The sequence below is a fragment of the Tardiphaga sp. genome (genome assembly GCF_044336785.1).
Lineage (GTDB): Bacteria > Pseudomonadota > Alphaproteobacteria > Rhizobiales > Xanthobacteraceae > Tardiphaga.
Window position 1 is genome coordinate 1 of the sequence record NZ_JBIIOT010000132.1, and the last position, 11,004, is coordinate 11,004.

The 11,004-nt window shown below is 63.1% G+C and carries 12 protein-coding genes; 8 read left to right on the forward strand and 4 right to left on the reverse strand.

Features of this window, described 5'->3' with window-relative positions:
• Positions 1 to 490: DUF6644 family protein (locus tag ACIQ2A_RS23745; protein ID WP_398484087.1), on the forward strand; the 490-nt coding region annotated here is incomplete at its 5' end.
• On the opposite strand, the gene ACIQ2A_RS23750 is transcribed toward ACIQ2A_RS23745, so the two are convergent.
• Genes ACIQ2A_RS23750 through tldD form a run of 3 tightly spaced genes read right to left on the reverse strand, consistent with a single transcriptional unit; the run spans position 481 to position 3,039 of the window.
• Positions 481 to 828: an MmcQ/YjbR family DNA-binding protein gene (locus ACIQ2A_RS23750; RefSeq protein ID WP_398484089.1), complete on the reverse strand. Its 348-nt coding sequence runs from the start codon at positions 826 to 828 to the stop codon at positions 481 to 483. The genes ACIQ2A_RS23745 and ACIQ2A_RS23750 overlap by 10 nt on opposite strands.
• A gap of 4 nt (positions 829 to 832) precedes the next feature.
• Complete coding sequence (lepB, locus tag ACIQ2A_RS23755) at positions 833 to 1,615, reverse strand: signal peptidase I (protein ID WP_398484091.1); 783 nt, start codon at positions 1,613 to 1,615, stop codon at positions 833 to 835.
• Positions 1,612 to 3,039: a metalloprotease TldD gene (tldD, locus tag ACIQ2A_RS23760; protein WP_398484093.1), complete on the reverse strand. Its 1,428-nt coding sequence runs from the start codon at positions 3,037 to 3,039 to the stop codon at positions 1,612 to 1,614. Before tldD ends, lepB begins: the two co-directional genes overlap by 4 nt.
• A 299-nt stretch (positions 3,040 to 3,338) precedes the next feature.
• Here tldD and ACIQ2A_RS23765 point away from each other — a divergent pair, with 299 nt between their 5' ends.
• A complete protein-coding gene (locus ACIQ2A_RS23765; RefSeq protein ID WP_398484096.1) occupies positions 3,339 to 4,529 on the forward strand; it encodes a PepSY-associated TM helix domain-containing protein in 1,191 nt (396 codons plus the stop codon).
• Positions 4,530 to 4,657: 128 nt separating this feature from the next.
• Here the strand turns inward: ACIQ2A_RS23765 and ACIQ2A_RS23770 are convergent, their stop codons facing one another.
• Positions 4,658 to 5,194, reverse strand: a complete 537-nt coding sequence (locus ACIQ2A_RS23770) for an invasion associated locus B family protein (protein ID WP_398484098.1) — start codon at positions 5,192 to 5,194, stop codon at positions 4,658 to 4,660.
• A 500-nt stretch (positions 5,195 to 5,694) separates the two neighbouring features.
• On the opposite strand from ACIQ2A_RS23770, the gene coxB reads away from it, so the two are divergent.
• From coxB to ACIQ2A_RS23800, 6 genes are all read left to right on the forward strand, one after another.
• Positions 5,695 to 6,540: a cytochrome c oxidase subunit II gene (gene coxB, locus ACIQ2A_RS23775; RefSeq protein WP_398484100.1), complete on the forward strand. Its 846-nt coding sequence runs from the start codon at positions 5,695 to 5,697 to the stop codon at positions 6,538 to 6,540.
• Between the two features lie 11 nt (positions 6,541 to 6,551).
• On the forward strand, positions 6,552 to 8,174 hold the full coding sequence (gene ctaD, locus ACIQ2A_RS23780; protein ID WP_398484102.1) for a cytochrome c oxidase subunit I: 1,623 nt from the start codon (positions 6,552 to 6,554) through the stop codon (positions 8,172 to 8,174).
• 85 nt (positions 8,175 to 8,259) lie between these two features.
• Entirely contained in the window at positions 8,260 to 9,201 is a 942-nt protein-coding gene (locus ACIQ2A_RS23785) for a heme o synthase (RefSeq protein ID WP_398484104.1), read from the forward strand.
• A 15-nt stretch (positions 9,202 to 9,216) separates the two neighbouring features.
• Complete coding sequence (locus ACIQ2A_RS23790) at positions 9,217 to 9,393, forward strand: CoxF protein (protein ID WP_398484106.1); 177 nt, start codon at positions 9,217 to 9,219, stop codon at positions 9,391 to 9,393.
• A gap of 10 nt (positions 9,394 to 9,403) precedes the next feature.
• A complete protein-coding gene (locus ACIQ2A_RS23795) occupies positions 9,404 to 10,024 on the forward strand; it encodes a cytochrome c oxidase assembly protein (RefSeq protein WP_398484108.1) in 621 nt (206 codons plus the stop codon).
• Between the two features lie 69 nt (positions 10,025 to 10,093).
• Complete coding sequence (locus ACIQ2A_RS23800) at positions 10,094 to 10,960, forward strand: cytochrome c oxidase subunit 3 (RefSeq protein WP_398484110.1); 867 nt, start codon at positions 10,094 to 10,096, stop codon at positions 10,958 to 10,960.
• The last annotated feature ends 44 nt before the right edge of the window (positions 10,961 to 11,004 follow it).

Sequence of the window (11,004 nt, forward strand, 5' to 3'; positions counted from 1 at the left end):
GACTGAAGCCGCTCCCGCATTTTTCGTCGCCATGGAAACCTCCGCCATCGGCGCGGCGATCCGGCAATCGCGCTGGCTCTATATGATCGCCAATGTCGGTCACATCGTCGCGCTGGTGTTCTTTGCCGGCGCCATTGCGGTAATGGATACGCGCCTCGCAGGCGGGCTGTCGGCGACGGCGCCGGGTCCGTTGCTGCGCAAGGCGCGGCAATTTGCGATCGCAGGCTTCGCTGGCCTCATCATCACGGGTCTCGTGCTGTTCACGGCTGAAGCCAGCCATGTGGTGCTGAACCGCATATTCCAGATCAAGGCGGCGTTGATCGTGCTGGGCTTGCTCAACATCGTCTGGGTCGAGCGCATCATTATGCCGAAAGTCGCGGCCTTGCCGCCGCTGGCGCCGATGCCCGCAGGTGCGCGGCAGGGTGCGCTGGCATCGCTGGCGATCTGGCTCAGCATCGCGATCTGCGGTCGCGCGATCGCTTATTTCTGAGCACTTGCCTCGTAAGCCTTGCGCGCGGCCTTCGAGGCCAGCGTCAGCCAGTGCCGCCGCAACAGCGGTTCGACATGGGCGCGCTTGGCCCTGGAGAGACTGATCAGCACGATTGGATAGTCGCGGTAGTGGTCGGTGAAGGAGAAGATCTTTGGCTGGCTTTCCACCAGCATCTCACGCTCTTCAAGCGGAACGCCGGGCATGACCAGTGTCTGGCCGTCTTCCTTCAGGCGCGTCAGCAGTTTCTTCCGCACCTTGAGAGCGGGCGTTCCGTAGGAGGTGCCGTCCTCGACCTCCGGCCATGTCAGCGCGAACGCACGGACATCGTCGAAGGTCATAATCTCAATGAACCCCGGTGAAGAAGCGTGCGAACCGCAGGCCCGACCACCATTCGCTCACCGGCTGGCTGCGGATGCCGAGGTCCCACGAGCCGACAATGGCATCGACGCGGCCGACCAGATTGTCCATCGGCAGCAGGCCGACGCCGCCCTGGCCAACCGGCACGCGGCTGTCCGCGGAATTGTCGCGGTTGTCGCCCATCACGAACAGATGGCCGGCTGGCACGGTGACATCGGGCGTGTTGTCGAGACGGCCATTGTTGCGCAGCTTGAAGATCGGATGCGCGACGCCGCCGGGCAGCGTTTCCACATAGCGCTGTGCGGGCTCGGAGCCGCCGCTGTCGTCCTCGGCCGCGCCGATGCCGTCGGCCTGCACGGCCGCCGCTTTGCCATTGATCCAGACCTGGCCGCCACGCAGCTCCACATGATCACCGGGCAGGCCGATCACGCGCTTGACCCAGACCTGCGAGCGATCGCCGGGCCAACGGAAGACGACAACATCGCCGCGCTTCGGTGTGGACGCAAAGACGCGGCCGGTTTCCGGGAAGGCGACATGGATCGGCAGCGAGGCAGTCGAATAGCCATAGGGAAATTTCGTCGCCAGCAACGCGTCGCCGATCAGCAGCGTCGGCTCCATGGACGCGGAGGGAACATAGAACGGCTCCGCGAGCGCGCCCTTGCCGAGAAACACGATGCCCACAATGGCAGCGATCTGTGCGATCTGGCTGCCCCAGCGCTTGGCGGTCGAAGGCAGCGTCGCGGCCTGCGTCTCCGTCTCGGTGCTCACTGGCCCGTTCCTCCGATGGTCACCTTGTCCATGCGCAATGTCGGCTGGCCGACGCCCACCGGCACGCCCTGGCCGTGCTTGCCGCAAGTCCCGATGCCGTCGTCGAGAGCGAGGTCGTTACCGATCATGCTGATGCGGTGCAGGTCGGTCGGGCCATTGCCGATCATCATCGCACCCTTCACTGGCGCACCGATCTTGCCGTTCTCGATCTTGTAGGCCTCGGTGCACTGAAACACATATTTGCCGGAGGTGATGTCGACCTGACCGCCGCCGAAGTTCACGGCATAGATGCCGTTCTTCACCGACGCGAGGATTTCGGCGGGATCGCGCTGGCCGGCCAGCATGTAGGTGTTGGTCATGCGCGGCATCGGCACATGGGCATAGCCCTGGCGACGGCCATTGCCGGTGGGCTTCATGCCCATCAGGCGCGCATTCTGGCGGTCCTGCATGTAGCCGACGAGAATGCCATCCTCGATCAGCGTGGTGTTGTTGGTCGGCGTGCCTTCGTCGTCGATGGACAGCGAGCCGCGGCGCGACGAAATCGTGCCGTCATCGACGACCGTCACACCCTTGGCGGCCACCTGCTGGCCGAGCAGGCCGGCAAAGGCCGAGGTCTTTTTGCGGTTGAAGTCGCCTTCGAGGCCGTGGCCCACCGCTTCATGCAGCATCACGCCGGGCCAGCCCGGCCCGAGCACCACATCCATTTCGCCGGCGGGGGCAGGGATCGATTCGAGATTCACCAGTGCCTCGCGCAGTGCGCCGTCGGCAGCGGTGCGCCAATTGGCGCTCTCGATGAAGCGGGCATAGCCCTCGCGGCCGCCATAGCCCTTCGAGCCGCTTTCCTGCCGGTCACCCTGGCCGGCGACGACGGAGATATTCACGCGCACCAGCGGGCGGATATCGCGATAGCTCTCGCCATCGGGGCGGATGATCTCGACCACCTGCCAGCTCGCGCCGAGCGACACCGAGACCTGACGCACCCGCGGATCCTTGTCGCGCACATAGGCGTCGATCTCGGCCAGCAGTTTGACCTTGGCCTCGAAACCGGGGGCATCGAGCGGATTGTCGTCGTTATAGAGCCTCACATTGGTGTGCGAGGGCGCCGCGGCAAAGGTGCCGGCATAGCCGCCGCGCACCGCATTCACGGCATCCGCCGCGCGGATCAGCGCCGGGATGGAGACATCCGATGAATGCGCGTAGCCGACGGCGTCGTCCTTCACGGCGCGGAGGCCAAAGCCCTGCGCGGTGTCATAGGTCGCCTGCTTCAGCCGGCCATTGTCGAAGCCGAGCGCCTCGCTCTGGCTGTATTCGAGAAACAGCTCGCCATCATCGGCTCCCTGCAGGCCCCGCAACAGTTCGCGGCGGACTTCGTCGCGGTCGAGATTGGCACGGTCGAGCAGGGAGGTGGTGACGAGGCTGGTCATGCAGGCTCCAAAACGGCGGGCATTGCTGCACCGGAGGGCGGTTTCACCTTGTAACGGCAACCCGGGAATGGGTCGCCTAACATCGGCGTAATCTTGGACGATACAGGTGTTCGCTGGGGAAGATAGGTCGTCCGGCCCAAAATGGGAGAGCCTGGATGCCCGGTATCCTGATCCAGTTTGGAGCGATTAAAAACTACCGCGGTGGTTCGCCCTATGGCGGTGCGGTAAGCGTGGTCATTGCCGCAGCGGGCGCTGAGACCCGACGCAGTTCGTCCTCCAGCTCCCCAAATGCGCTGCTCATGGCCTCTCCGATCAAATCCGCCTTCCTCCAGGTTCATTCCATCATCGGCCTCACCATCGCGCTGGTGGTGGCCCTGATGGGCCTGACCGGCGCGATGCTGTCCTTCGAGGATGAGATCGTCGCCGCGCTCAATCGGGATGTCGCCAGGGTCGAGCTGCGCTCGGCGCCAGTGCTGACGCCGGACGAGATCGTGGCGCGGCTGCAAAGCCAGCCAGGCGCCGGCAAGGTTCAACTGATGCTGCTGTCGAGCGAGCCGGGCGCCACAGTGCGGGCGCGCTTCGCCCGCAACGAAGCCGGCGAACGGTCGTCGGTCTTTGTCGATCCGTATGACGGCCGCATCCTCTCGCCGGTCAGCGGCGAAGGTTTCTTCGCAACCCTGCGCAACCTGCATCGCTTCCTGCTGCTGCCGGGCAACGGCAATGGCTATGGCCGCCTGATCACCGGCGTATGTGCGATCGGCCTTCTTGTGCTGCTGATCACCGGCATGGTGCTGCGCTGGCCCCGCCGTGTTCGCAGCATCAGGATGTGGCTGAAGCCGAATCTGGCGATGCCGGGGCGTGCCTTTCACTGGTCGCTGCATAGCGTGGTCGGCACCTGGGTGCTGCCGGTCTATGTGATCACGATCCTCACGGGCCTGTGGTGGTCGTTCGACTGGTACAAGGCCAGCGCCACCTGGCTGTTGTCGAGCAAGCCGCCGGTAGCTGCAAAAGCGCCTGCGAAGGCCAAAGGCGGCGCAAAGCCAGCGAACCCGGCTGAAGAAGCCGCGGCTCCATCCATCGACCGTGCATGGGCCACCTTCCTCGCCGATCAGGGCAGCCTCTACGCCAATGTCTATCTGCAGGTGCCGAACGGTCCCGGTCCGGTGCGCCTGCGTTCGCTGGCCAAGGACGCGCCCCATGACGTTGCCCGCGATGATTTCCGCATCGATGGAGCGACGGGGCGTGCGATTTCTGTCGAGCGCTATGCCGACAAGTCCATTGGCGACAGCATCCTGCAGCGGGTCCTGCAGATCCACACCGGCGCGGCCTTCGGGCTGGTCGGGCGCATCCTGTTCATGATCGCCGCTGCGCTGATGCCGCTGTTCACGGTGACCGGCATCATCCTGTACTTCTCGCGCCGCCGGTCGAAGGCCCAGTCGAAACCAAGCCGCAATCATCGCCGAGCGGCGGGATTGGTTGCGGGGGAATAAGCTCGATGCCGTAGGATGGGTTGAGCGCAGGCGCGAAGCGCCGGAGCGACAACCCATCGGCGGAGCCTGCGCATCGTTCGGCTGATGGGTTTTCGCGAAGACGCTCAACCCATCCTACAGCTCCGAGTTTACGGCAGCTTGTCGTAGCCATCCCCCAGCCCGTTCAGGCTCAGCGGAAAGCCGATACCTTCTTCCGGCGTCTCGAAGATGATGAAGGTCGCGGTCTTCGCCGTGCGCAACTGGCCGAGCAGCTTGTCGTCCATCACAACTTCCGCGACGCATCCATTCGGCAGGCAGCGCACGAAGCCGGCGCGGCCGACGTCCTGATTGTCGAGCTTGAGGCCGAGGCCGGAGGGCAGCAGCACGCCGAGCGGCGCCACTACGCGCATCAGTTTGCTCTTCTGGTCCGCGGTCTTGAGCACGATCACCGTGAGGCCGGCATTGGAGCGGTCTTCGGCCACCACGCTCTGGATCAGGGCGCATTGTTCGGCCTGTGCGCCGGGCGGGGTGTCGCAGCGGATCTGCCAGTCACCATGCGTCGATTTCACGGCGCCCTGGGCGCTGGCAGCGGCGGGGGCCGCGAGCAGGGCAGCAAATGTCAGGAAACCGAGCGTGAGGCGGCGCCAGCGGGTGGCCTGCTGTTGCTGCGATGTCGAAAGCCTCATCCGGGTCGATCCTTGAGCGGTGATGGTGGTCGCGATCATGAGCAGTGGTCTCTGCAATCGGTTTGGCAGCACTGTGAACGCTGTTCGGTCTGATGAATTCCAGAGCGCGGAATGAACCTGCAATGACGGCGCCTTGAAGGCGGCCGCATCGGCTGCTTGCGCGCCGATTGTGGCGAATCAGTTACGCGATCATCGCATATTTTGTGCGTAAAGCGGGCATGGCCGGTGTCAAGCACCGTCGCAGGTCGCTGACATTTGTCATTGAAGCGACGCAGGAAATACGACCTTCGTGCAATTCGGTCGAATGCATTCCCGGTTACCGCACTCCTGCATTGCGACAGGTCAAGAATTATGGTTTGAGAAGCTGGATTTCGACGCATTCTAACGAGCGTGCTTACCGAGTTGCCTTGGGCAATTTGTCCGTTTGTTCGTGAGGGGGTCGGGCCGCATACTCGGGCAATACCGGGATGCGTAAGATTTTACATGGGAGCGCACGCGGCATGAGGATGCTGAGGGGCCAGTTTGGCCACCGGTTGCTGGGGTTAGCGGTTGTTGGGGCCGGTCTCGCTGTTGGCGGTGCTGCCTATGCTCAGGTGATGGGTCAGCCCGCGCCTTGGGAATACAAGCTTCAGGAAGCGGCCACGCCGGTGATGGAAAACATCACCTGGTTTCATAATTTTCTGCTCTGGCTGATCACTGCCATCACGCTGTTCGTGCTGGCGCTTCTGATCATCGTGGTGGTGAAGTTCAATTCGAAGGCCAATCCGGTCCCGTCGAAGACGACCCACAACACGCTCATCGAAGTGGCGTGGACGATCATTCCGGTGCTGATCCTGGTCGCGGTCGCGGTGCCGTCGTTCCGGCTGCTGTTCCTGCAGCTCGACATTCCGAAAGCCGACCTGACCATCAAGGCGACGGGCAAGCAGTGGTTCTGGACCTACTCCTATCCGGACAACGGCCCGTTCGAGTTCGACTCGCTGATGGCCCAGGACAAGCAGCCGCGCCTGCTCGCCGTCGATAACGAGGTGGTGGTGCCGGTGAACAAGGTGGTCCGCGTGCAGACCACGGCGGCCGACGTGATCCACTCCTTCGCGGTGCCGTCCTTCGGCATCAAGATCGACGCGATCCCCGGCCGTCTGAACGAGACCTGGTTCAAGGCCACCAAGACCGGCTGGTTCTATGGCCAGTGTTCGGAATTGTGCGGCAAGGACCACGCCTATATGCCGATCGCGATCCGCGTCGTCACCGAGCAGGAATTTGCCGCCTGGGTCGAAGCGGCGAAGAAGAAATTTGCGAGCAATCCGTCGAGCACGTTTGCTGCCGCGGCGACCACGCAGGCGCAGTAAGGAATCTCAACATGGCAAACACAGCTGCACCTGCTCACGACGATCATGCCCACGACGATCACGCGCATGCGCATCCGACCGGGTGGCGTCGTTACGTCTATTCGACGAACCACAAAGACATCGGCACGATGTATCTGATCTTCGCGATCGTCGCCGGTGTCATCGGCGGCATCATGTCGATCCTGATCCGCATCGAGCTGATGTATCCCGGCGTGCAGATCTTCCACGAAGCGCACACCTATAACGTCTTCGTCACCTCGCACGGCCTGATCATGATCTTCTTCATGGTGATGCCTGCGATGATCGGCGGTTTCGGCAACTGGATGGTGCCGCTGATGATCGGCGCGCCGGACATGGCGTTCCCGCGCATGAACAACGTGTCGTTCTGGCTGCTGCCGGCCGCGTTTGCGCTGCTCTTGATCTCCACCTTCGTGGAAGGCGAGCCCGGCGCCAACGGCGTCGGTGCCGGCTGGACCATGTATGCGCCGCTCTCGACCTCGGGTCATCCGGGTCCTGCCGTCGATTTCGCGATCCTAGCGCTGCATATCGCCGGTGCGTCGTCGATCCTCGGTGCCATCAACTTCATCACCACCATCTTCAACATGCGCGCGCCGGGCATGACCCTGCACAAGATGCCGCTGTTCGTGTGGTCGATCCTGGTCACCGTGTTCCTGTTGCTGCTGTCGCTGCCGGTGCTTGCCGGCGCCATCACCATGCTGCTGACCGACCGCAATTTCGGCACCACCTTCTTCGCGGCAGAAGGCGGCGGCGATCCGGTGTTGTTCCAGCATCTGTTCTGGTTCTTCGGTCACCCCGAAGTGTACATCCTGATCCTGCCCGGCTTCGGCATGATCTCGCAGATCATCTCGACCTTCTCGAAGAAGCCGGTGTTCGGCTATCTCGGCATGGCCTACGCCATGGTCGCCATCGGCGGCATCGGCTTCGTGGTCTGGGCGCACCACATGTACACGGTGGGCATGTCGTCGGCGACGCAGGCCTATTTCGTCGCTGCGACGATGGTCATCGCGGTCCCGACGGGCGTCAAAATCTTCTCCTGGATCGCCACGATGTGGGGCGGGTCCATCGAGTTCAAGGCGCCGATGGTGTGGGCTGTGGGCTTCGTGTTCCTGTTCACCCTCGGCGGCGTGACCGGCGTGGTGCTCGCCAATGCCGGCGTCGATCGCGTGCTGCAGGATACCTATTACGTCGTGGCCCACTTCCACTACGTGCTGTCGCTCGGCGCCGTGTTCGCCATCTTCGCGGGCTGGTATTACTGGTTCCCGAAGATGTTCGGTTACATGTATTCCGACACCATCGCCAAGGCGCATTTCTGGGTGACCTTCATCGGCGTCAATCTGGTGTTCTTCCCGCAGCACTTCCTTGGCCTGTCCGGCATGCCCCGCCGCTATGTGGACTACCCGGATGCCTTTGCGGGCTGGAACCTGGTGTCGTCGGTCGGCTCATATATCTCAGGTTTCGCTGTTCTGATTTTCATCTACGGCGTGATCGATGCCTTCGTCCGCAAGGAAAAGGCCGCGAACAATCCGTGGGGCGCCGGCGCCACCACGCTGGAATGGACCCTGACCTCGCCGCCGCCCTTCCATCAGTTTGAAGTGTTGCCGCGTATCAAGTAAGTGTGCTGCGGCGCACAATAGTGCGCCGCATGAAACTCGCCTCCGCAGGCTTTTGCGGAGGCCGTGACCCGAAGTGAGACCGATCTTGTCCGTCCTCGACCAAAACGCCATCGACCTCTCCGGCCCCCGCATCTCTGAGGCGGGCGTGCGGGATTATCTCGCGCTGCTGAAGCCGCGGGTAATGTCGCTTGTCGTGTTCACGGCCATGGTCGGCTATTTCCTGGCGCCGGGCGATCACCATCCGGTGCTGGCCATCACTTCGATCCTCTGCATCGCCATCGGCGGCGGCGCCTCGGGCGCGCTGAACATGTGGTATGAGGGCGATATCGATGCGCTGATGACGCGCACCGCCAATCGCCCGATCCCGCGCGGCCGCATTACCCGGCCGGAAGCGCTGACTTTCGGCATCGTGCTCGCCTTCTTCTCGGTGATGACGCTGGGCATTCTGGTGAACTGGCTGGCCGGTGCGCTGCTCGCTTTCACCATCTTCTTCTATGTCGTCATCTACACCATCGGCCTGAAGCGCTGGACGGCGCAGAACATCGTCATCGGCGGTGCCGCCGGTGCGCTGCCGCCCGTGGTGGCCTGGGCCGCGGCCTCGGGATCGCTCTCGATGGAGCCGATCCTTCTCTTCCTTATCATCTTCTTCTGGACCCCGCCGCATTTCTGGGCGCTGGCGCTGTTCCGCAACGACGACTACACCCGCGCCGGCGTGCCGATGCTGCCGGTGGTCGCCGGTCCCGATGCGACGCGTCTGCAGATCCTGCTCTACACCGTCGTGCTGGTGGCAACCGCCGTGGCGCCGTGGCCGCTCGGTTACTTCTCGGCCGTCTACGGCGTCGCCTCGCTGATCCTCGGCGCCGGCATGATGTTTCTTGCCGTGCAGGTCTATCGCCTCCGCGAAGGCAAGCCGGCCACCAAGGCGACGCGTCAGTTGTTCGCCTTCTCGATTCTGTATCTCTTCGCGTTGTTCGCGATCCTGTTGCTCGAGGTGGTCGTCAAGGCCATCCTGCCGCTGGTCTGGTAGAGGGCGCATGATCCGATGGACACCGAGCGCAAGACTGATCAGCCGGAAGACGGCATCGTCCTTACCGCGGCTCAACAGAAAAGCCGTCGCGAGCGCTCCATCGCCATCGCTTGCGCACTCGGCATTCTGGTCGTGCTGTTCTTCGCCGTCACCCTGGTCAAGGGGCCGGCGGTTCTCGTCCGGCCGTTGTGAGTGAGGTGACATGACCGAACCGCAGCCCTCCCAGTCAGCCACCAAGCCGCGCATGAAGCGCGATGTGGTCGTTGCCTCGATCTGCGGTCTGGTCGTCGCCTTCATGGTCGGCGCATCCTATGCGGCCGTCCCGTTCTATGACTGGTTCTGCCGCGCCACCGGCTTCAACGGCACCACGATGGTGGCGTCGGGCGCGCCGGCTTCAGGGCCGATCGGCCGCAAGATCTCCGTTCGCTTCGATGCCAATGTGGCGCCGGGCCTGCCGTGGAAATTCGTGCCGGAGCAGAGCGAAGTCGAGGTGCGAATCGGTGAGGTGTTGACGGTCTTCTACACGGTGACCAACCAGTCTGCCCGCACGACATCCGCCCAGGCCGCCTATAATGTGGCGCCGCTGACGGTCGGCTCGTATTTCCAGAAGATCAACTGCTTCTGCTTCACCGACCAGACGCTTGGCCCCGGTGAGAAGCGTGAAATGCCGGTCGTGTTCTATGTCGATCCGAAGCTCGCTGATGATCGCGAGAATGACGGGCTGAACTCGATCACGCTGTCCTACACGTTCTATCCCCTGCGCGATCAGGCGCCGAAGCCGGTGGCGGCGACGGAGACCGACAAGCGCAAGGGTAATCTCTGAATTTTTACGTTATAAGATTCGAAATAACACGCGCCGGCATCAACGGGCGCAACTGACGGAGAGAGACACATGGCATCGGTAGAAGCGGCGCCGCACGCCAAGCATCACGACTATCATCTCGTCGATCCGTCGCCGTGGCCGGCGGTCGGCTCGCTCTTCGCCTTCATCATGGCGGTGGGCGCCGTCAGCTGGATGCACAAGATGTATGCCGCGGCACCGCTGGTGTTCGGTGTCGGCACCATCGGCGTGCTCTACACCTTTGCCGCCTGGTGGACCGATGTGGTGAAGGAAGCCCAGCGCGGCGATCACACCCGCGTCGTGCAGCTGCATCACCGTTACGGCATGATCCTGTTCATCGCCTCGGAAGTGATGTTCTTCGTCGCCTGGTTCTGGGCTTATTTCAACGCGGCACTGTTCCCGGCCGATCCCGTGCATGCGACCCGCGAAGTGCTGTTCGGCGGCGTCTGGCCGCCGAAGGACATCCAGACCTTCGATCCCTGGCATCTGCCGCTGTTCAACACGCTGATCCTGCTCACCTCGGGCACCACGGCGACCTGGGCGCATCACGCACTGCTGGAAGGCGATCGAAAGGGCCTGAAATACGGCCTGATGGTCACCATCGCACTCGGCGTGCTGTTCTCCTTCGTGCAGGCCTATGAATACAGCCACGCGGCCTTTGCCTTCAAAGGCCACGTCTATGGCGCCACTTTCTTCATGGCCACCGGCTTCCACGGTTTCCATGTTCTGGTCGGCACCATCTTCCTGATCGTCTGCCTGTTCCGCGTCTATGCCGGCCACTTCACACCGAAGCAGCATCTCGGCTTCGAATTTGCCGCCTGGTACTGGCACTTCGTGGACGTGGTCTGGCTGTTCCTGTTCGTCACGATCTATGTCTGGGGCTATGGCGGCGTGGTCGCCGGCGCCGCCGCGCATTGATCGGCCGAGGCTGATGCTTCAAAGGGCGGCCGTGAGGTCGCCCT

Excerpts from the sequence above, each read along its gene's own strand:
- ACIQ2A_RS23750 (WP_398484089.1), bottom strand. The coding sequence starts at position 828 with ATGACCTTCGACGATGTCCGTGCGTTCGCGCTGACATGGCCGGAGGTC.
- tldD (WP_398484093.1), bottom strand. The coding sequence starts at position 3,039 with ATGACCAGCCTCGTCACCACCTCCCTGCTCGACCGTGCCAATCTCGAC.
- ACIQ2A_RS23765 (WP_398484096.1), top strand. The coding sequence starts at position 3,339 with ATGGCCTCTCCGATCAAATCCGCCTTCCTCCAGGTTCATTCCATCATC.
- ACIQ2A_RS23770 (WP_398484098.1), bottom strand. The coding sequence starts at position 5,194 with ATGAGGCTTTCGACATCGCAGCAACAGCAGGCCACCCGCTGGCGCCGC.
- coxB (WP_398484100.1), top strand. The coding sequence starts at position 5,695 with ATGAGGATGCTGAGGGGCCAGTTTGGCCACCGGTTGCTGGGGTTAGCG.
- ctaD (WP_398484102.1), top strand. The coding sequence starts at position 6,552 with ATGGCAAACACAGCTGCACCTGCTCACGACGATCATGCCCACGACGAT.
- ACIQ2A_RS23790 (WP_398484106.1), top strand. The coding sequence starts at position 9,217 with ATGGACACCGAGCGCAAGACTGATCAGCCGGAAGACGGCATCGTCCTT.
- ACIQ2A_RS23795 (WP_398484108.1), top strand. The coding sequence starts at position 9,404 with ATGACCGAACCGCAGCCCTCCCAGTCAGCCACCAAGCCGCGCATGAAG.
- ACIQ2A_RS23800 (WP_398484110.1), top strand. The coding sequence starts at position 10,094 with ATGGCATCGGTAGAAGCGGCGCCGCACGCCAAGCATCACGACTATCAT.